The sequence below is a fragment of the Jiangella anatolica genome (assembly GCF_003236295.1).
Taxonomy (GTDB): domain Bacteria; phylum Actinomycetota; class Actinomycetes; order Jiangellales; family Jiangellaceae; genus Jiangella; species Jiangella anatolica.
Genome location: NZ_POTW01000051.1, coordinates 27,155 through 47,616, shown reverse-complemented (window position 1 = coordinate 47,616; position 20,462 = coordinate 27,155). Strand labels below are relative to the sequence as shown.

The window sequence follows — 20,462 nt, the reverse complement described above, 5'->3', positions numbered from 1 at the left end:
CCACCGGCCCCGCCGCCCACCGTCGAGACGTCAGCCGACGACGCGGCGGCCGTCCATCGAGACCTCCCTGACAGGGACGCTCACCGGCGGGCCATCAACCAGATCGTCGCCCGGTTCCCGCCGAAGCTCCAGGAGCTGGCGAAGAAGCTGCTGTTCGGGCCGACAGCGCACGCCGTCCAGCGGCACGGCCACCACCTGCGCCGCAAGCACCAGATCGCCCGCGCCCAGTGGCGCCTCGACCCGGCCGGAGTCGACGGCTGGCAGCTCGAGCCGGACGGATCCGTTCGCTCCCTGCGGAGCGACAACAAGCCGCACCAAGTCCGCGCCACCGCCGGTCAGTACACGTCGCCGGAGGCGTTCGCCAAGCCGCTGATCGCCCTCCTGCAGGCCGCCGGCCGCACCCAGGATGCGCTGGACCGATACCTGGACGGCAAGGCGAAGGGAAAGACGCGAGCGAGGATCTTCCTGCGTCCATCGGACACCGGCATCGTGCCCGGCGATGTCCTCGCCGTGCGGGGGCCGGGCACGGACACCGCACCCGGCGAGGAACTATGGCTCAGCGCCCGTGACGGCTCCATGGCCGGGCTGGGCAGCCCGCCGTGGGTTCGCGACGATGACCTCGTATCGGGTGCACAGCGCCCCGGCAGTCTGATCTTCTTCGTGCGGAAGCCCGGGCAGTCCTGGTGTCTTGTCACCGGGTACTTCCTGGACGACCGTGCCAACGACCTGAAATACACGGAGCTGTGATGGAGATCAGTGAGAACTTCCTCGAGTGGCGCCACGAGTTCAACGACGGCGGAGGCGAACTGCTCGAGTTCTACATGGAGGCGTGCGAGACCGTCCCCGAATGGCTGGAGAGCAACTTCAACGACCTCCAGGGCTTCCGCGACGAGCTGGCGGCGCACATCCGCGACTCTTCTGCCGGGCCGGCCTCGTACGAGACGCAGTGGGGGACCGACGAGAGGATGCGCAACCTCTGGTTCGACGTGTTCGGGGCCGAGCCGCCGCCGGGCGACCCCTACCCCGTCCCGCGCGAACGGTGGGGCCGGCACCGTATGACCACGTACATGCGCGATCTCCAGCCCTCGCATCTGTCGCGCCTTCGCGAGGCGACCCGGCAGTGGCTCGAGGCCAGAGGGATCACGGCCGAGGACCTGGCCGCCTACCACGAGCCCGGCGCCGAGCGGGAGTACTCGCGGCCGGAGCCGGTCGGGTTCCGCCAGCGGCTCGCCGAGCTGACGGCGGCCGGCCGGCGCAGCGGTCCGGCCGAGGGCGAGTACGCCGACCAGGCGCGAGCCGACTTGCTGGAGGCGAAGCGGGGCTACCTCGAGACCGGCCACCCCGAAGAGGCGGCCGCGGTCGACAAGCTGCTCGCCGACCGCGAACCACGCGACGAGTAGCGGCTAGGAGGCCGGCGTCCGGTCGATGTCGGGCTCGAGGAAGATGTGCCGGGCCTCCGGCAGCGCCGCCCGGATGCGTTCCTCCGCGCCGTTGATGGCCGCGGCGATCTGCTCGCCGGTCTGGTCGGTGCGGACCGCGAGCTTCGCCGCGACCAGCAACTCCTCCGGGCCGGTGTAGAGCGTGCGCAGGTGGATGACGCGGCCGATGTCGTCGCCGGCGGTCGCGGCGGCGAGGATCTTCTGGACGTTCTCCTCGGCGGCACCCTCGCCGATCAGCAGGCTGGACATCTCGATGGCCAGGACCACCGCGATGACCACCAGCAGCACGCCGATCGCGGCGGTGCCGGCGACGTCCCAGTAGGCGTTGTCGGTGAGCAGCGCCAGGCCGACGCCGATGAGGGCGAACACCAGGCCGAGCAGCGCGCCGATGTCCTCCAGCAGGATGACCGGCAACTCCGGCGACTTCGCCCGTCGCACGAACTGCACCCAGGACCGGCCGCCGCGCACGTGGTTGGACTCGATGACCGCGGTCCGCAGCGAGAACGACTCCATGATGATGGCGGCCACCAGCACGGCGATCGGCACCCACCACCAGTCGCTCTCCAGCAGCTCGTTCGGGTGGCCGGCGTGCACCTCCTCGTACTTGTGGTACGCCTCGTACAGGGCGAACAGGCCGCCGATGCTGAACAGCACGATCGACACGATGAACGCGAAGACGTAGCGGACCCGGCCGTAGCCGAACGGGTGCTCCGGTGTCGCCTTGCGCCGCGCCCGCCGGCCGCCGACCAGCAGCAGCACCTGGTTGCCGGCGTCGGCGACGGAGTGCACCGCCTCGGCCAGCATCGACGAGGCACCGGTCAGCGCGAACGCGATGAACTTGGTGATCGCGATGCCGGTGTTCGCCAGCAGGGCCGCGACGACTGCCTTGGTCCCACCTTCAGTGGCCATGGGGTTCCTTCACTCCGGAGCGTTGCGTGGTCGAGGACTATCGTGCCTGGTCGAGGGCCGTCGTGAGGGTGAACGCCACACCGTCGCCGGTGAGCGTCGCGTCCGGCTCGGCCGCCGGGACGAACGCGGCGTGCCCGCGGGCCAGCTCGACGCCGCCGGCCGTCGCCATCCCGTCGAGGACGAGGACGAGACACGGTCCGGACACGGTCGCGGTGGCGCCGGGGGTGAGCCGCACCCGGCCCAGCCTGAGCTCGTCCACCCCGGGGATGGGGTAGACGTCCAGGCCGGGGCCGCCCGGTACCGGCGGCACCGGGACCGCGCCGCCGGGCTGGTAGCGCAGGATCCGCAGCACCTCGGCGGTGTCGACGTGCTTGGGCGTCAGTCCCGCGCGCAGCGTGTTGTCGGAGCTGGCCTGCGGCTCGACGGCGACGCCGGACAGGTAGGCGTGCGGGACGCCGGCGGGGACGAACACCGCCTCGCCGGGCGCCAGCGTGTGGTGGCGCAGCAGCAGCGCGAGCAGCAGTCCGCGGTCGTGCGGGTAGGCCTCGGCCAGCCGGTGCACGAGCGCGAACCGCGGCTCCTCGCGCCGGGCCGAGGCTTCCGCCGTCAGCGCCGAGACGATCTGCGCCGCCGCGGCGTCGTCGAGGGTGAGCCAGCGGCGGACCAGCCGCTCCAGCCCGTCCTGGTCGCGCAGGACGGCGGCGGCGCCGGCGAGGTCGGTGTGCTCGCTCGGCGCCAGCACCGTCGCGACCTCGGCGGGGTCGTCGAAGCCGACGAGGGCCTCGAAGGGGGTGACGGCGACCGCCATCTCGGGCTTGTGGTTGCGGTCGTGGTACGAGCGGCGCGGGTCGTCCAGCGCGAGGCCGGCGGCGTCCTCGGCGGCGTAGCCCTCGATCGCCTGCTCGATGGTCGGGTGCACCTGGATCGACAGCGGCCGCTCGACGGCGAGCACCTTCAGCAGGAACGGCAGCCGCGGCCCGAACCGGCGCACGACGTCGTCGCCGAGCGTGGCCTCGGGGTCGGCCGCGATGACGTCGGCCAGGCTGCGCCCGTCCCCCACCACCGTCGACGGCGATCCCGGGTGCGCACCGACCCACAGTTCGGCCTCCGGCTGCCCGGACGGCGCCCGGCCGAGGAGTTCGGGGAGCACGGTCGGCGAGCCCCAGGCGTACGAACGCACCGGGTTGTCCAGAAGCACGGCCACGATCGGAGAGCCTAGTTGACCCCGGCCGCCACCCCACGACCGCCGGCGTTGTCGGCGCCGCCCCGGTCAGCCGAAGATTCGACGCTCGCTCGTCAACGGGTCGGGTCTGAGTTCGGCGTAGGCCTCGTGCCACGGCTCCAGGCCGACGTGCGCGCGCAGCGCCTTCTCGACTCGCACGGGGGCGACGATGGCACGGTTCGGCAGCGACGCTGCCTCAACGTCGGTCGCCGGGCGTCGTCTCACACCCCGCGCGTCGACGACCTCGTACGCCGGCGGAACTGCGACCATCTCCTTGTACGCGGGCAGCTCGATCGAGTCGTCGACGGGTGCGCGCCCGATCACGGTCCAGTGGCCGGCGTAGATCTTCGCATCGAATGAGAGGGCGAGGAACAGCAGCGGCCCGTGTGCCGACCCGATGGCCACAGCTGGCGCCACGTCCCGTGGAAGAGACCTGTCGAAGACAGCGAGGTACAGAGCCGCGACTCGGTAGGTGCCGACGACCTGACCCAGCCCGACCCTGTCGTCATCGAGCGGGATGGTGAAGACGTCACCCACCATTGAATCTGCCCTCGCCGGGATATGTCAGATAGGCTTGGAACATGACACACGCGACGATATCTGTCAACGAGCAGGGTCGTGTGCTCATCCCGGCCAAGTTGCGTCAGGAGCTCGAGTTCCGGCCCGGCACCGCACTCGTGGCCTACGTCGAGGACGGCCGGCTCATCCTCGAGGAACGAGCCCACCTGGCGGCCCGGCTGCAACGGGAGGCGCTGGAGTCGCGCACCACGTCGGGCAGTGTGGTCGACGAGTTGGTCGCCGATCGCCGTGCGCAGGCCGCCGCGGAGAGCGCCGACGGCCGGTGATCGTCCTCGATGCGTCGGCGCTCCTGGCCTACCTCTATGCCGAGCCCGGCCACGAGTCCGTGCCACCGCTCCTGCAGGAGTCCCACGTCAGCGCGGTCAACTGGTCGGAGACGCTGCAGCAGATCGCCTTCCACGGCGGCGACCCGGACCGCCAAGGCGCGTTGCTCATCGTCCTCGGCGTGACCGTGCAGCCGCTGACCGAGGAGGACGCGGCTCGAGCAGCCAAGCTGTACCCGGCGACCCGCGCCGCCGGGCTCTCCCTCGCGGATCGATGCTGCCTCGCCCTCGCCGGACGCCTCGGCGTGCCCGCGCTCACCGCCGATCGGGCGTGGTCGGGCCTGGACGCCGGCGCCGAGATCCGCGTGCTGCACTGAACCGTCAGGCGGGGCGGCCGAGGCCGAGCGCCAAGTAGGCGGCCGCGTACCGGCCGGTGGCGAGCAGGGCGGCGAAGCGGCCGATGTCGGGACCGTCGGTGGCGCGCACCTCCTGGACCCGCACCGAGCCGTTCTTGGCGGCCTCGTCCAGCCGCGCCCGGCCGGCCAGGGCAGCGGGCGTGTCGGCGCCGTCCTCGAGAATGACCAGCGCCGGCCGCGAGGGCGCGGCGGCGGCGTCCTCGAAGGGGTCGGCGAAGAGGTCCGGCTCGGGCGCGCCCTCCAGGATCGGGACCAGCTGGTCGGCCTCGCCGGCGACGGCGGGGCGGCCGCTGGCCGAGCGCAGCGCCTCGGCGACGCGGCGGGCGGCGCGGGCGGCCAGCACCGACCCGCCCCACACGATGGGGACGTCGTCGGCGATGGCGAGGGCGAGCTCCTTGGCCGGGTTCACGTCGGCGGGGACACTGGGGCCGCACCGCTCGGCGACGTCGTCGAGGGCGGCCGCGACGGGCTCGGCCTCGACCCGGGGGCCGAGGCCCATGATGTGCAGAGCGTGCAGGACGGGGACGGCGAGCGCGGTCGGGTCGGCGCTGCCGGCCGGCAGGAACGTCGTGCCGCGGCCGGCGGCGGCCGCCGCCATCGGGGAGTCCGACGGCGCGGCGACGAGCAGCTGGCAGCCGCGGCGGCGGGCCTCGGCGACGGCGGAGATCTCGTCGTCGCCGTGGCCGGAGCGGCACACGACGACCACGAGGTCCAGCGGGCCGGCCCAGCCGGGCAGCCCGCGGTGCGGCCAAGCGACGAACGGGACGGGGCAGACCGGCTCCAGCACGGCGCGGAACAGCCGGCCGTCGGCGCCGCCGGCGACGATCGCCCGCGGCCGGTCCCCCGCGGCGATAGAGGCCAGCACGTCCGCCGAGGCGACGTCGGCGAGGCGGACCTGGGCGCCCCAGCCGGCGATGTCGCGCAGCACCGGGTCGATGACGCTCAGCGCGTCCTGGTCGTCGAGCGAGCCGTCGAAGAACACGTGGGCTACTCCGCAGAACGGGTGCGGGCCTGGTCGGCCAGCAGCACGGGGATGTCGTCGCGCACCGGGTACGCCCGCGGGCAGCCGGTGCACAGCAGCTCGCCGGCCGCATCGTCCGGCTCAAGCGCGCCATGACAGACCGGGCACGCGATGACCTGCAGCAACGTCGGATCCAGCCTCACGAGGTTTCCTCCCCGGCCCCGCGGACCACCCGCAGGACGTCGTCGCGCACCCGTTCCATGACGGCGCGGTCGGCGCCCTCGACGTTGAGCCGCAGCAGCGGCTCGGTGTTGGACGGGCGCAGGTTGAACCACCACATCGGCGTGCCGGTGAACTCGACGGTGAGGCCGTCGAGCCGGTCGGTGACGATGTCCGGCGCCTTGCCGAACGCCTCCTCGACCCGGGCGGTGACCGCCTCGGCGTCGTCGACCGTGCTGTTGATCTCACCGGACCCGACGTACCGCTCGTACGGGACGAGCAGCTGCGACAGCGGCCGCGGATCGGCGCGCAGCGCGGCCAGCGTGTGCAGCGCCGCGAGCATGCCGGAGTCGGCCCGCCAGAAGTCGCGGAAGTAGAAGTGCCCGGAGTGCTCGCCGCCGAAGACGGCGCCGGTCTCGGCCATCGTCTGCTTGATCAGCGAGTGGCCGACGCGAGTGCGCACCGGGGTGCCGCCGTGCTCGGCGATGATCTCCGGCACGGCCTTCGAGGTGATGAGGTTGTGCACGACGCGCGCGCCGGGGTCGCGGGCCAGCTCGCGGACGGCGATCAGCGCGGTCAGCGCCGACGGCGACACGAGCTCGCCGCGCTCGTCGACGACGAAGCAGCGGTCGGCGTCGCCGTCGAAGGCCAGCCCGAGGTCGGCGCCGTGCTCGCGGACGGCGGCCTGCAGGTCGACGAGGTTGGCCGGGTCGATCGGGTTCGCCTCGTGGTTCGGGAAGGTGCCGTCCAGCTCGAAGTACAGGGGAACGACGGTGAGCCCCGGCAGGGAGAGCACGGCCGGGACGGTGTGCCCGGCCATCCCGTTGCCGGCGTCGACGACGACGGTCAGCGGGCGCCCGCCGTCGAGCGGGACGAGGTCGTGCAGGTGGGCGGCGTAGTCGGCCAGCGTGTCGCGTGCCGTGATCCGGCCGCGGGCCGCGACGGGGGTGTCGACGCCGTCGGCGATGAGCGCCCGGATATCGCTGAGGCCGGTGTCGTAGCCGACCGGGGCGGCGCCGGCCCGGCACAGCTTGATGCCGTTGTAGCGGGCCGGGTTGTGGCTGGCGGTGAACATCGCGCCGGGGAGGCCCAGCGCGCCGCTGGCGTAGTAGAGCTGGTCGGTGCTGGTCAGCCCGGCCATGACGACGTCCACGCCGGCCGCGGTGACGCCGTCGGCGAACGCCGCGGCGAGGCCGGGCGAGGTGGGCCGCATGTCGTGCCCGACGACCAGCGCGCCGCTGCCGTCGGCCAGCACATGCGCCGCCGCCCATCCGATGGCCCGCACCGTCTCGTCGTCGAGCTCGTCGGGCACCACACCACGGATGTCGTAGGCCTTGAGGATCGGGGCGAGGTCGCGCACGCTCGCGACCCTATCCTGCCCGCTCGGCGTGACGGAGACGCACGGGCGAACTCCGCCGCACGCTAGGGCTGGAACCGGCGCGCCACGTCGTCCAGCATCGACCTGTACTCCGCCCACCACCGGTCGTCGCCGGTCGAGTCGCGATCCGAGCCCGCCCGGCCGTCGATCAGTTCCCTCAGCACCTGCAGTTGTCCCGCATGCATCGCGGTGTCCGTCAATACGCGCGCCAGCAGGGCTTCCGCCGTCGTCGCCCTGGAGGCAGCGGGCCACCACGGCACCGCTGCGGCCGCGTTCAGGCCGATCTCGTCCAGTACCCGGTCCGAGTGCTCACACGAGCGCCGGTAGAGGCCGGTGATGTGATCCCGGGACTCGGTGGCGGTGGCCCACATGTCGCGATTCGGCACAGCCGCCTGCTCGTCGCCGATCCACGGCAGCGGCTCCGGAAACGGGTGGCCGAGGCATGTCCCCAGATAGCCGGCTTCGATGCCGACGAGATGCTTCACCACGCCGAGCAGGTTCGTGCCGGTCGGAGTCATCGGGCGGCGGATCTGATACTCGTCCAGGCCGTCCAACGCGCGGAGCACCTGACGGCGCGACTCCCGCAGATAGCCGCGGTCGTCGTGATGGATCGGCATGCTAGGCATGGCCGTGATGCTAGGGCGCGGCGGCGGATGACCCACGGACCGAGCCGGGGAGCTCCCTCGAACGGCGGTGGCGGTCACGGCGGGGGGCGCCGTGACCGCCACCTTCCCGGAAAGGGCGTCAGCTCGACGCCCCGAAGGTGACGACGAGCTGCGGGGTGTTCTCTCCCTTCTCCCGGCTGTGGAACGACTGCTCCGGCCCGGCGCTGGCGCCCTCGGTGGCGTCGCGCAGGACGAAGCCGTGGTTGGCGCCGGGCGCGTACATGGCCAGCACCTGCTCGGTCACCGTCCAGGTCCGCCAGCCTGTGCCGGACGGCGCGGACGCGGCCGCGCCGACGACCGAGGGCTGGGAGGCCCAGGTGATGCCGGTCTCGGTCCAGGCCGCCGCCGCGCGCTGCGCCTGCAGCGTCCGCCCGGACACCGCCGAGTCGGAGTACACCCGCAGCGTCGCGCCAGTGACCTCGCATCCGGAAGGCGGCGCCGGCAGCGCGAACCGCACCGCCGCCCGGACGTTCTGGTTCGACGACTTCGACAGCACCTTGAGTACCGAGTCCTCACCCTTGTTCGTCGACGGGCTGGCCTGCTCGAACCAGGCGTCGGCGTTGGCCGGGACGGTGATCGGCGCGCCGCAGTCGATCGGGACGGTCCACCCGACCGTCGCCGGCGACGGGTCCACGTTGCCGGCCAGATCGACCGACCGCACCGCGAACGTGTGCTCCGACCCGACCGCCAGCCCCGAGTACGTCCGGGGCGACGAGCAGGCCGCGAACGCCCCGCCGTCGAGCGAGCACTCGAACGACACGCCCTGCTCGTCGGCGATGAACTCGAACGACGGGACGCTGGCCGAGCCCGGACCGGACGTGATCGTGGTCTGCGGCGCGGTCGTGTCCGGCTCCGGCGCCGGCCCGATCGTGAGCACCAGCTGCGGCGGGTTGCTGCCCGCCTCGCGGCTGCGGAACTGCTGCTCGTGGTCGTTGTTCTCACTCGCGTCGCGGATCAGGAACCCGTGCTCGGTCCCGGCCGTGTACATGGCCGTCACCTGCGGGGTCACCGTCCACGTCCGCCAGCCGGTGCCGGAGGTGGTGGTCGCGGGCGTCCCGGCGACGGCGGGCTGGTTGGCCCACGTGACGCCGTTCTCGGTCCACGGCGCGGCCACCTGGACCGCCTGCAGGGTCCGGCCGCTGCGCGACGACGCGGCGTTGAGGCGCAACGTCGCCGACGTCACGGCGCAGCCCTCGGCCAGCTCCGGCAGGTCGAACCGGACCAGCGCCCGCAGGTTGGCGTTCGCCTTCGACATCACCTTGAGGATGGAGTCGGCGCCCTTGTTGCTCGACGGGCCGCCCTGGTCGATCCACGCGTCGGCGACGGCGGTCAGCGTGACGCTCTGCACGGTGCAGACCGGCGGCGCTGCGATCGTCCAGGTGCGCGTCGCCGGGGTCGGGTCGGTGTTGCCGGCCGCGTCCGTCGCCCGCACCAGGAACGTGTGCTCCCCCGGCGTCAGGTCATGGTGGACCGACGGTGACGTGCACGCGGCCCAGGCGCCGCCGTCGAGGAGGCACTCGAACGTCGAGCCGCCCTCGTCGGCCGTGAACTCGAACGCCGCCGTCGTGGCCGTCGTCGATCCGCTCGGGCCGGCGCCGATCGTCGTCTGCGGCGCGGTGGTGTCGGCCGGGGTGACCGTCCAGGTGCTCACCACCGGGCTGCCGTCGGGGATGCCGGCCAGGTCGACGGCGCGGACGGCGAACGTGTGCGCCCCCGCCGAGAGGCCGGTCAACTCCACCGGCGAGACGCAGGCGGCGAACGCCGCCCCGTCCAGCGCGCACTGGAACGTGCCGGGCTCGTTCGAGCTGAACGCGAACGACGCGGCCGTCGCGCTCGTCGTGGCCGGCGGCGGGTCCGACGTCAGCAGCGTCTGCGGCGGCATCGGCGGTGTCACCGTCCACTCGTGCTCGGTCCAGTCCGGCTGCACGTTGCCGTTCGCGTCCGTCGCCTGCACCGCGAACAGGTGCGTGCCGACGCTCAGGCCGGTGTAGGACGCCGGCGACGTGCACGGCGCCTCCACCCCGTCGAGGTAGCAGACGAACGTGGAGCCCGGCTCGTCGGAGACGAACTCGAACGTCGCCGACGATGCCTCCGTTGAGACCGGCGGACCCGACGTCACCGAGGCCTCCGGCGGGCCGTCGACCTCCCACGCGAACGAGGCAGGCGTCGGATCCGCGTTACCCGAGGCGTCCACGGCCCGCACCGCCAGCGAATGCGGCCCCTCCGTGACGCCCTCCAGCGTGTGCGGCGTCGGGCAGGTGTTGAACGACCCGCCGTCCAGCGCGCACTCGAACCCGGCGCCGGGATCGGGCGAGGAGAACTCGAACGTCGCGTCGACGGCGGTCGTGACCGACGGCGGCCCGCTGTCGATCGCCGTGTCCGGCGCGACCGTGTCGGCCGGCGCGTCGACGGTCCACGCGAACTCCGACGGCGACTCGTCCACGAAGCCCTCCGGGCTGACCGCGGCGACCTGGAACGCGTGGTCGCCGCCGCCGAGACCGGTGTAGGTCAGCGGCGAGTCACACGGCAGGAACGGCCCGCTGTCCAGCGCGCAGGTGAACGTCGACCCCGGCACGTCGGCCATGAAGGTGAACGTCACGTCCGCGCCCGACGGGTCGGCCGGCGTGGTCAGCAGGGTCGTCTCGGGCGGCCCCACCATCGTCCACTCGGCCGACGCCACGGCGCCCACGTTGCCGGACAGGTCCACCGCCCGCACCTGCAGCTCGTGCGCCCCGACCAGCGTCCCCTGCACCTCGAACGGCGAGGTGCACGGCTCGAACTCCGCGCCGTCGACGCTGCACTCGAACGTCGCGAACGGGTCGTTCGCGCTGAACGTGAACAGCACGTCCGGGTGCGGGGTCGTCGCCGGCGGCGTGGTCAGGATGGTGACAGACGGCGCCACGGTGTCGCCGCCGTAGATGAACGACAGCTGCGCCGGCGTCGGGTCGATGTTGTCCTCGGCGTCGATCGCCCGCACATAGAACACGTGCGCACCGGGCTCCAGCGGCTCCGGGGCGTCCGGGTTCGGGTACGACCACGGGCTCGTGCACGGCGCGAACGCGGCCTCCTCGGCGCTGTCCATGCTGCACTCGAACAGCAGGCCGGCCGGGGTGGTGACGTTGTCCGTGCCGGAGAACGTGAACGTGGCCGCGCCGGTCGGGTCCGCCGGTCCGCCCTGGATGACGGCGTTCGGCGGCACGGTGTCCAGGCTCGTGATCACCGTCCAGTCGTACTCGGTGCTCTCCAGCTGGCTGGCCCCTTCCGGGTCGGTCGCGAACACCCTGAACGAGTGCTCGCCGACGCTCAGGCCGGTGTACGTCAGCGGCGACGTGCACGGCGCGAACGGCGCGAAGTCCAGCGAGCAGTCGAACGTCGAGTCCGCGACGTTGGCCTCGAAGACGAACGTGGCCGTCGTCTCCTCGGTCTCGCCGCCGTTCGGCGGTTCGGTGCCCTGGCCGGGCTCGAACGCCGGCCCGTCGGTGATGGTCGCGAGCACGCCGGTGATGACCCACGTGTACTCGGCCGGCGTCGGGTCGGTCAGCCCCTCGGAGTCCGTGGCGCGGACCCGGAAGGTGTGCGGCCCGACCTGCGTCTCGTCGAACTCGTGCTCGACGGAGAAGAAGCACGGCTCCCACGCGGCGTCGTCGATGGCGCACTCGTAGGTGACGTCGGGCTCGTTCGAGGAGAACGTGAACAGCGCGTCGAACAGCGGTGTCTCGGCCGGCGGCTTGAGGTTGATGACGGTGTCCGGCGCGACGCCCGGCGGCAGCGGGACGTACTCCCACTCGTACACCGCGGGCGAGGCGTCGACCAGCTCGTTCTCGTCCACCGCGCGCACCTCGAACCGGTGGTCACCGGGGCTGAGGTTGGTGTACTCCTGCGGGTTCTCGCAGTCGGCCCAGGCCGCCTCGTCGGTGCTGTCCAGGCGGCACTGGAACTCCAGGTTGCCCAGCGGGGTGATGTCGTCGGTGCCGATGAACGTGAACAGCGCGTTCCTGCTGGTGCTCGGGTTCGCCGGCCTGTCGACGATCTCGGTGTCGGGCGCGCCCGGAGCCGGGCCGATGATGCACACGATCGTGAAGCACTGCGCCGGTTCGGCGTTGCCGGTGGCGTGGTTCTGCCCGCCGTCGACGGTCTGCTCGTGCGCGTAGATGCCCCAGCCGTCGTTGCTGTTCGCGACGTTGCCGGTCACCGTGTGGCCCGCGTCGGAGACGAGGATCCCGCCGCTGCCGTTGTTGCTGGCGTTGTTGGACTCGACCAGGTTGCCCTCGCCGGCCGGGGCCTGCCCGGCGACGTAGATGCCCTCGCCGTTGTTGCCGCCGGCGGTGTTGGACCTGATCACGTTGCCGAACGACTCGCTCTCCACCGAGATGCCGGCGTCGGTCGTGCCGCTGGCGTTGTTGCCCTCGATCAGGTTGCCGCCGGACTGGATCAGCGCGATGCCGCCGGAGTTGAACCGCACGTCGTTGGCGCGCAGCTGGCTGTCGTCGGCGCTGTCCAACGCGATGCCGGTGCCACTGGCCGAGCCGATCGCGTTCGCGACGAACTCGTTGCCGCTGGAGTCCACCACGCCGATGCCGGCCGCGCCGCTCACCGTCGAGGCGTTGCCCTGGACGAGGTTGTCGTCCGAGCCCGCCTCCAGCGAGATGCCGGCGCCGCTGCTGGTGCTGAGGTGGTTGTCCAGCAGCGTGTTGCCGGTGGAGCCGAGCAGCGCGATGCCGGACTCGCTGGACCCGGTGACGAGGTTGCCCTCGACCCGGCTGCCGGTGACGCCGTCGAGCCGGATGCCGTCGCCCGGGTTCAGGCTCAGCGTGTTGTCCAGCACGACCGCGCCGGTGGTGCCGCCGGACAGCACGATCCCGGCGGTGTTCTCGCCGATCGTGCTGGTGCGGACGGTGTTGCCGGCGTCGGTGCCGGCCAGCGCGATGCCGGCGTCCTGGTTGGCCGTCGCGACGATCGACGCGACGACGTTGTTCGCGACGCCGCCGCCGAGCTGGACGCCGAAGTCGAAGTCGGTGACCGAGCCGTTGACGATCGCGACGCTGTCGAAGCCGGAGTTGCGCACGCCGGCGCCCAGCCCGCTGCCCTCGAGCAGGTGCCCGCCGAGGTCAAGGGTGATGCCGGCGGCCCCGATGATCAGGCCGTCGCCCTGGCAGCCGGTGAGGTCGTTCGTCACCAGCGTGCTCTGCGTGATGGTCTGGCCGCAGCTGACGGCCGCCGCGACCGGCGCCGGGCCGATCGTCCACTGGAACTGCGCCGGTGTGGCGTCGACGTTGCCCTCGCTGTCGGTCGCGCGGACCAGCAGCGTGTGCGCGCCGACGCTCAGGCCGGTGTAGGTGGCCGGGGAGGTGCAGGCGGCGTACGGCTGCGCGTCCAGCTTGCACTGGAACGTCACGCCCTCCTCGTTCGAGGAGAAGGCGAACGTCGCCGTCGTGCTGACGGTCATCGCGTCCGGCCCGGAGTCGATCGACGTCTCCGGGGCGACGCCCGGCGGCGGCGGTTCCACCGTCCAGGCGTGCTGGGCCGGCGTCTCGTCGACGTTGCCGGACCAGTCGGTGGCGCGGACCTCGACGAGGTGCTCGCCGACGCCCAGGCCGGTGTAGGTGACGGGGTTGACGCAGGGCGCCCAGGCGCCGCCGTCGATCCGGCACTCGAACGTCACGGTCGTGGCGTTGTCGCTGCCGGTGAACGTGATCGTCGCCGACGTGCTGGTGGTCGGGTCGCTCGGGCCGGAGACGATGGACGTGTCCGGCGCCACCTGGTCCGTCGGCAGCGGCGGCCCGCCGTCGCAGTCGACGTTGTGGCACTGGATGACCTTCTGCGTCACCGGGTCGATGCCGCCGCCGACGTTGCCGGTGGCGCGGTTGCCGCCGCCGTCGACGTTGATGCCGGCGACGCTGCCGGACTCGGCGTAGATGCCCCAGCCGCCGTTGTTGTTGGCGACGTTGCCGCCGATCATGTGCCCGACGGCGGTGATGGCGATGCCGTCGGCGGCGTTGCTGTTGGCGGTGTTGCCCTGGATCAGCGTGCCGGAGCCGGGCGGCGCGAACGCGCTGACCGCGATGCCCTCGGCGTCGTTGGCGATCGCGACGTTGCCCAGCAGCACGTTGCTCAGCGACCCGTCGCCGACCTCGATGCCGACGCCGGAGGAGTCGCTGGCGTCGTTGGCCTCGACGTGGTTGCCGCTGGACCCGTGCAGCGCGATGCCGCCGGTGTTGTAGCGCACGTCGTTGTCCTGGATCAGCGAGCCGTTCGCGGTCTCCAGCGAGATGCCGAGGTCACCGTTGGTCGTCGCGGTGTTGCCGACGATCTCGGTGCCGTCGGACTCGATGACGATGACGCCGGCCTCGCTCTCGGACAGCGCGTTGCCCTCGACCCGGTTGCCGTGCGAGCCGAGCTGGATCAGCACGGCGGCGTCGGAGCTGGTCATCACCTCGTTCTCCAGCAGCGTGTTGTCGCTGGAGCCGTCCAGCTGGACGCCGGCGTTGCTGGTGCCGCTGATCTGGTTCCTCGCCAGCGTGTTGCCGCTGGAGTTCAGCAGGTGCACGCCGTACTCGGTGCTGCCGCTGATGACGTTGCCCGTGACGGACGCGGCCTGGGTCCCGGACAGCAGGGCGACGCCGATGCCGTTGCCGGCGATCTCGTTGTTGCGCACGGTGTTGCCGTGGGTGCCGTCGTCGGCGTTGCTGAGCTGGACGGCGGCGACCAGGTGCGAGTGCAGCGTCAGGCCGTCGACGATGTTCAGCGCGACGCCGGCGTTGAGCGAGACGCCCAGGTCGAACTCCTGCACGATGCCGTTGCGGACCGTGACCGAGTCGAACCCGTCGTTGCGGATGCCGGTGCCCTGGCCGATGCCGTCCACGATCCGGCCGTCGAGGTCGACGGTGATGCCGTGGGCGCCGATGACCAGGCCGTCGCCGCCACAGTCGGTGAGGTCGTTCTCCAGCAGCGTGCTCTGGGTCAGCACCTGGCCACAGCTGACGGTCGTCGGCACCGGCGCCGCGCTGACCGTCCAGACGTGCTCCGCCGGCGAGGCGTCGACATTGCCGGACGGGTCGATCGCGCGGACCTGCAGCCGGTGCTCGCCGACGGCCAGGCCGGTGTACTCGGCGGGGCTGGCGCAGGCGGCGAACGCGGCCTCGTCGAGGGCGCACTCGAACGTCGCGCCGGTCTCGTTGGACGAGAACGTGAACGTCGCGGTCGTGTTCACCGTGGTCACGTCCGGCCCGGAGTCGATCGTCGTCTCCGGCGCGGTCGTGTCGTCCGGCGGGGTGACGACGGTCCACGTGTGGGTGGCCGGCGTCGGGTCGGTGTTGCCGGCGCCGTCGGTCGCGCGCACCTCGAACGTGTGCGAGCCGAGGCTCAGCCCGGTGTACTCGGCCGGGCTGACGCAGGCCGCCCAGGCGGCGCCGTCGAGTCGGCACTGGTAGGTGAGGAACGGGCCGGGGGTCGCGTTGTCCGAGCCGCGGAAGGCGAACGTCGCCGCGTCCGACGTCGACGGGTCCTCCGGCGCCGACGAGATCGTCGTGCTCGGCGGCAAGGTGTCATCGCCCGGCGGGGCCGGGACCACGGTCCAGGTGTAGGTGGCCGGGGTCAGGTCGATGTTGTCGAACGGGTCGATCGCGCGCACCTCGAAGGTGTGCTCACCGGCCAGCAGGAACCGGTAGAGCTGCGGGCTGGAGCACTCGACCCAGTTGTCGACGTCCGGCGGCTGCGGCGGCTCGCCCGGCTCGGGGACCGGCGGCGGCGGGTCCGGCGGCGCGTCCAGCCGGCACTCGAACCGCAGCGCCGTCGCCGGTGCGACGTTGTCGGTGCCGGTGAAGGTGAACGACTGCGGCGCGAGCGAGCTGGCGCCGTTCGCGGGTGTGCTCAGGAGCTGGGTGTCCGGCGCGGTGAGGTCCGGCGGCACGACCGGCGGCGCGGCGCCGGGCGCGCAGACCACGCCCTCGCACTGCTCCGGCTCGGCGTTGCCGCTGGCCAGGTTGCCGCCACCGTCGATCGTCAGCACGTCCGCGCTGATGCCCCAGGCGGCGTTGTTGTACGCCTCGTTCGCGGTGACCTCGTGGCCGCTGCCGCCGACGGAGATGCCGTCGCCGAGGTTGCCGGTCGCCTCGTTGTCCTCGATGACGTTGCTGTCGGACGGCTCGGCGATCTCCGCGGTCACCGCGATGCCGGCGCCGCCGCCGTGGTTGGCGACGTTGCCGCTGATGACGTTGCGCAGGCTGGACTCGACGCCGATGCCCTCGGCGCCGGTGTGGCTCACCTCGTTGCCGGTGACCTCGTTGTCGTGCGAGCCGGCCAGCAGGATGCCGCCGGGGTTGAACCGCGCGTCGTTCTCGCTGACCACGCCGTGGTGCGCGTTGGACAGCGTGATGCCGGCGCCGCCGGACAGGTGCGCGACGTTGCCGGTGACGATGGCGCCGTCGGAGTCGTCCACGGAGACCGCGGAGTCGCTGCTGCGGCTGGAGGTGTTGCCCTCGACGGTGTTGCGGTGCGAGCCGGCGTGGATCGCGATCGCCGCGTCGCCGGTGTCGGTGACGGTGTTGCCGGCGACGACGTTGTCGCTGGAGCTCTCCAGGTAGATGCCGCCGTCGCTGTCCAGCAGCGGGTCGTGGGTGAGGCCGCTGACGGTGTTGCCCTCGATCCGGTTGTGCCCGGCGTCGAACAGGTACACCTGCCGGCCGACGTTGCCGCCGAGCTCGTTGTTCTCGATCAGCGCGCCCTCGGTGCCGGACACCGCGGCGACGCCGTCGCCGTTGAGGTCGATGACGTTGTCGTGGACGTGCACGCCGTAGCGGCCGTCGTCGGCGTCGTGCAGCTCGACGCCGGCCATGACGTTGCGGTTCAGCGTGAGGTCGTGGATCGAGCCGTGCTCGCCGCCGCCCAGGACGCGCACGCCGTAGCCGAACAGCTCGATGGTGCCGTTGCGGACGTCGACGTTGGCGTGGCCGGCGTTGCGGACACCGGCGAACATGCCCTCCTCAGCGCCCGGGTCGACGACCAGCGTGCTGCGCAGCGTGTGCCCGTTGAGGTCGAGCACGAGGTTCGGCGCGCCGATGACCAGGCCCTCGCCGGGGCAGCTGAGGTCGTTGGCGACGCGGGTGCTCTCGGTGATCACCTGGCCGCACGTGACGGTCTCGGCCGCGCCGGGCTCCGGCGGCGCCGGCGGCTCGGGCGTGCCGGCGTCCTGGAAGCGCAGCACCAGCTGCGGCGGGGTGGGCGGGTCGATGATCGCCTCGGTGCTGACGAACGTGGACTCCGCGCCGGTCTCGGCGCCCTCGGCGGCGTCGCGGAGCTGCCAGCCGTGGTTGGCCGCGGCGCCGTCGAGCATCGCCTGCACCTGGCCGGTCAGCGTCCACTCGCGGTAGCCCGAGCCCGATGTCGTCGGGACGGCCGCGCCGGTCGTGCCGGGCTGGGTGTTCCAGGTCAGCTGGGACTCGTCCCAGGCGGCGTCGGTGGCGACGGCCTCCAGAGTGCGGCCGGCCTCGCCCTCGCCGTGCAGCCGCAGCGTCGCCCGCTCCAGCACGCAGTCGTCCGGCACCGCGGGGAGATCGAAGCGCACGAATGACCGGGCGTTGCCGTCCGGCGCGGCCGAGCGGACCGCCAGCGCCTCCGAACCGCCGAAGTTGTCCAGCGGCAGCTCCTGCTCGACGTGCGTGTCGGCGGCCGCGGTCAGCACGATGTTGGCGGCGGTGCAGCTCGCCGCCGGCGCCACCGTCCACGTGTGCGTGGCCGGCGTCGGGTCGATGTTGCCCTCGCCGTCGATCGCCCGCACCTGCACGGTGTGCTCGCCCGGCGCCAGGTTCGAGAACACGGCCGGGTTGAAGCACTCCAGCCAGGCGTCCGGGTCGATCGTGTCGATGCGGCACTCGAACTCGAGGAACTGCGGCGCGGTGCGGTCGTCGGTGCCGGTGAACGTGAACGCCGCGGAGTTGCGGTCGCTCGGGTCCGGCGGGGTCTCCTGGAAGACGGTGTTCGGCGGCGTGCCGTCGGGCTGCAGCTCGAAGCTGCGCGAGGCCGGCGTCGGGTCGACGTTGCCGGCCCGGTCGATCGCGCGCACCTCGAAGAGGTAGACGCCGTCCTCGACCAGCTCCACCTGCCACGGGTTCGGGCAGCCGGCGAACATCTCCTCCGGGTCCAGCGGCTCGGTCGGGTCCGGCGGCTCCGGCGGCTCACCGGGCTCGAACTCCAGCAGCCGGCACTCGTAGAGCAGCTCGTCCGTCGGCGTGACGGCGTCGTGGCCGGTGAAGGTGAACAGCGAGGTGGTCTCGGTGTCCTGGACCGGGCCGGAGACGTAGGCGGTGTCCGGCGGCGTGCTGTCCGGCGGGCCGAACGGGCCGTCGAACTCGACCGCGCCGCTGTCGCACTCGGTGCTCTGCGGGCGCGCGACGCCGCGCTGGTCCACCGTCGGGCAGGGGGAGACGCCGCCGTCGACGGCCAGGCTGTCGGGCCGCGGCGCCATCGTCAGCGTCGGGCCGCCGTTGTCGGCGACCGCGTCCAGGCCGGCGGTCTCGGCGTTCTGCCGGTCCCTGGTGCCGCGGAACCAGCAGCTGTCGCCGTTCTCGATGTTGCCGCCCTCGGAGCCGACCGGGAACGAGCAGTTCGGGCCGAGCAGGTTGTCCGAGACGATGGTGTTGCGCAGGATCACGCCCTGGCTGGGCTGGATCGGGAACGTGATGACGGTGACCTCGCCGCCCAGGCCGCTGGCCTCCGGCGCGCTGTTGTGCGCGATGGTCGTGCTGGAGACGTGCACGGGCGCGTCGGCGTCGACGTAGAGGCCGCCGCCGCGCACCTGGGCGGTGTTGCCGGTGATGGTGACGTTCTCGTAGTTCGCCTCTGCGTCGCCCAGGCCGTAGATGCCGCCGCCCAGGCCGGTGTCGTCGGAGAAGCGGGCGATGGCGCGGTTGTCCCAGAACGTCGACGCCTCGACCCGCAGCGCGCCGTCGGCCTCGTTGGCCAGGCCGCCGCCGTTCTCGGCGGTGTTGCCGCGGACCGTCGTCTCGCTGATCGTGAAGTCGCCGCTGCCCTCGCTGAGGATGCCGCCGCCGTCCAGCTCGGCCTCGTTGCCCAGGACGGTCAGCCCGGTCAGCGTGACCCGGGCGGCCGCGTTGAGCAGGCCGCCGCCGGCCTCGGCGTGGTTGCCGGTCAGCTCGGAGTCGTCGATGCTGACCGAGCCGTTGTTCTCCAGCGCGATGCCCCCGCCGGCGGCGCCGGCGGTGTTCTCGGCGAACGTCGACGCCTTGACCACGACCGGGCCGCTGCCGCCGGCGAACAGGCCGCCGCCGCTGCCCTCCGTCACGCCCTCGACCTCGACGCCCGCCGCGTTGCCGGTGAACGTGACGCCGTCGACGGCGACCGGCCGCTCGACGCCGGTGAAGACGCCGCCGCCGTCGCCGGTCGCGGTGTTGCCCTCGATCGTGCCGCCGCGGATCGACAGGCTCGCCTTGGAGCCGGCCACCACGCCGCCGCCGTCGCCGTCGGTCGCGTGGTTCTCGGTGATCGTGCTGGTGGAGAGGTTGAGCGCGCCCTCGTGGTCGATGAACACGCCGCCACCGGAGGCCGCGGAGTTGCCGTCGACGGTGACGCCGCTGAGGTTCAGCCGGCTCGGCACGCCGTTGCCGCTGAGCTCGCCGGCGCCGAACACGCCTCCGCCGTTGTGCGCGGTGTTGCCGGTGATCGCGCCGCCGGTGATGGTGACGGTGCCGGTCAGCGCGTAGATGCCGCCGCCGGCGCCGATCGCGGTGCTGTCCGCGACGGTCACGCCGTTGAGGCGGACGTTGCCGCCGGAGGCGGTGTAGAGCGCGCCGCCCTCCTCGGCGGCCCAGCCCTCCCGCAGCGTGAGGCCGGTGAGCGTCACCGTCCCGGCCGTCTCGTGGATCTCCAGCACCCGGTCCAGCGCCGTCTGCTCCGGCACCGCGCCGCCCGGCACGTCGCCGCCGTCGACGATGGTCGTCGTCGCGCCGGCGCCGGTGACGGTGACCGGCGCGGTGACGTCCAGGTCGCCGGTGCCGGCGCCGTTGTCGCCGTCCGGCGCGATGGCCAGCTCGTACGTGCCGGCCGGCACCTGGACGACGTCCGGCGCCGTCGACGCGTTCGACTCCTGGATCGCGGCGCGCAGCGTGCACTCGCCGGCGCCGGTCAGACACAGCCCGTCGCCGACGTCGGCGTCGGCCGCGTCCGTCGTGCTCGTGACGGCGAAGATCTCACCCGCCTGCGCCGCCGGCGCCGTCAACGCGATGATGCCGGCCAACGTGGCCAGCGACGCGATCAGCGCGACCAGCGCACGCGTCCGCCCCTTGGACATGACAATCCACCCGCCCCCCTGCCGAGGATCTCCTCGGCATTTCCCGGACCCGCACTGGGACACCGGATTGCGGAAAAGACCCCCCGGTCGATCCGCAAACCCCACCT

General features: G+C 72.7%; 12 protein-coding genes. 4 read left to right on the top strand and 8 right to left on the bottom strand.

Going from position 1 to position 20,462, the window contains the following annotated elements:
- The coding region (locus C1I92_RS33935; protein ID WP_158564209.1) for a hypothetical protein at positions 1-747 on the top strand (747 nt) is incomplete at its 5' end.
- On the top strand, positions 747-1,400 hold the full coding sequence (locus tag C1I92_RS19770) for a hypothetical protein (protein WP_111256365.1): 654 nt from the start codon (positions 747-749) through the stop codon (positions 1,398-1,400). The genes C1I92_RS33935 and C1I92_RS19770, both read left to right, overlap by 1 nt.
- A 3-nt stretch (positions 1,401-1,403) precedes the next feature.
- Here the strand turns inward: C1I92_RS19770 and C1I92_RS19765 are convergent, their stop codons facing one another.
- The 3 genes from C1I92_RS19765 to C1I92_RS19755 all read right to left on the bottom strand — a co-directional run bounded on the left by C1I92_RS19765 (position 1,404) and on the right by C1I92_RS19755 (position 4,110).
- Positions 1,404-2,348, bottom strand: a complete 945-nt coding sequence (locus tag C1I92_RS19765) for a cation diffusion facilitator family transporter (protein WP_111256364.1) — start codon at positions 2,346-2,348, stop codon at positions 1,404-1,406.
- 37 nt (positions 2,349-2,385) lie between these two features.
- Positions 2,386-3,552: a mannose-6-phosphate isomerase, class I gene (manA, locus tag C1I92_RS19760; protein WP_199521401.1), complete on the bottom strand. Its 1,167-nt coding sequence runs from the start codon at positions 3,550-3,552 to the stop codon at positions 2,386-2,388.
- A 66-nt stretch (positions 3,553-3,618) separates the two neighbouring features.
- Positions 3,619-4,110: an Imm26 family immunity protein gene (locus C1I92_RS19755; RefSeq protein WP_111256363.1), complete on the bottom strand. Its 492-nt coding sequence runs from the start codon at positions 4,108-4,110 to the stop codon at positions 3,619-3,621.
- 41 nt (positions 4,111-4,151) lie between these two features.
- On the opposite strand from C1I92_RS19755, the gene C1I92_RS19750 reads away from it, so the two are divergent.
- Positions 4,152-4,415, top strand: coding sequence for an AbrB/MazE/SpoVT family DNA-binding domain-containing protein (locus C1I92_RS19750; RefSeq protein ID WP_199521400.1), 264 nt, complete (start codon positions 4,152-4,154; stop codon positions 4,413-4,415).
- Positions 4,412-4,789 (top strand): type II toxin-antitoxin system VapC family toxin, encoded by a 378-nt coding sequence (locus C1I92_RS19745; protein WP_111256362.1) that lies wholly within the window; start codon positions 4,412-4,414, stop codon positions 4,787-4,789. Before C1I92_RS19750 ends, C1I92_RS19745 begins: the two co-directional genes overlap by 4 nt.
- A gap of 4 nt (positions 4,790-4,793) precedes the next feature.
- Here the strand turns inward: C1I92_RS19745 and C1I92_RS19740 are convergent, their stop codons facing one another.
- The 5 genes from C1I92_RS19740 to C1I92_RS19720 all read right to left on the bottom strand — a co-directional run bounded on the left by C1I92_RS19740 (position 4,794) and on the right by C1I92_RS19720 (position 20,355).
- Positions 4,794-5,810: an SIS domain-containing protein gene (locus tag C1I92_RS19740; RefSeq protein ID WP_111256361.1), complete on the bottom strand. Its 1,017-nt coding sequence runs from the start codon at positions 5,808-5,810 to the stop codon at positions 4,794-4,796.
- A 5-nt stretch (positions 5,811-5,815) separates the two neighbouring features.
- Entirely contained in the window at positions 5,816-5,992 is a 177-nt protein-coding gene (locus C1I92_RS19735; RefSeq protein WP_199521399.1) for a Trm112 family protein, read from the bottom strand.
- The gene (locus C1I92_RS19730) at positions 5,989-7,368 is read right to left on the bottom strand and encodes a phosphomannomutase/phosphoglucomutase (RefSeq protein ID WP_111256360.1); all 1,380 of its coding nucleotides are present in this window, start codon (positions 7,366-7,368) and stop codon (positions 5,989-5,991) included. The genes C1I92_RS19735 and C1I92_RS19730 overlap by 4 nt, the downstream gene beginning before the upstream one ends.
- A 62-nt stretch (positions 7,369-7,430) precedes the next feature.
- Positions 7,431-8,003 carry a mycothiol transferase gene (locus C1I92_RS19725; protein WP_199521398.1) on the bottom strand — a complete coding sequence of 191 codons (573 nt, stop codon included), beginning with the start codon at positions 8,001-8,003 and terminating at the stop codon, positions 7,431-7,433.
- A 127-nt stretch (positions 8,004-8,130) separates the two neighbouring features.
- On the bottom strand, positions 8,131-20,355 hold the full coding sequence (locus C1I92_RS19720; protein ID WP_111256358.1) for a right-handed parallel beta-helix repeat-containing protein: 12,225 nt from the start codon (positions 20,353-20,355) through the stop codon (positions 8,131-8,133).
- Between the last annotated feature and the right edge of the window lie 107 nt (positions 20,356-20,462).

What these genes read in the sequence shown, in the direction of transcription:
- C1I92_RS19770 (WP_111256365.1), top strand. Translation starts at nt 747, where the DNA reads ATGGAGATCAGTGAGAACTTCCTCGAGTGGCGCCACGAGTTCAACGAC.
- C1I92_RS19765 (WP_111256364.1), bottom strand. Translation starts at nt 2,348, where the DNA reads ATGGCCACTGAAGGTGGGACCAAGGCAGTCGTCGCGGCCCTGCTGGCG.
- C1I92_RS19755 (WP_111256363.1), bottom strand. Translation starts at nt 4,110, where the DNA reads ATGGTGGGTGACGTCTTCACCATCCCGCTCGATGACGACAGGGTCGGG.
- C1I92_RS19750 (WP_199521400.1), top strand. Translation starts at nt 4,152, where the DNA reads ATGACACACGCGACGATATCTGTCAACGAGCAGGGTCGTGTGCTCATC.
- C1I92_RS19725 (WP_199521398.1), bottom strand. Translation starts at nt 8,003, where the DNA reads ATGCCGATCCATCACGACGACCGCGGCTATCTGCGGGAGTCGCGCCGT.
- C1I92_RS19720 (WP_111256358.1), bottom strand. Translation starts at nt 20,355, where the DNA reads ATGTCCAAGGGGCGGACGCGTGCGCTGGTCGCGCTGATCGCGTCGCTG.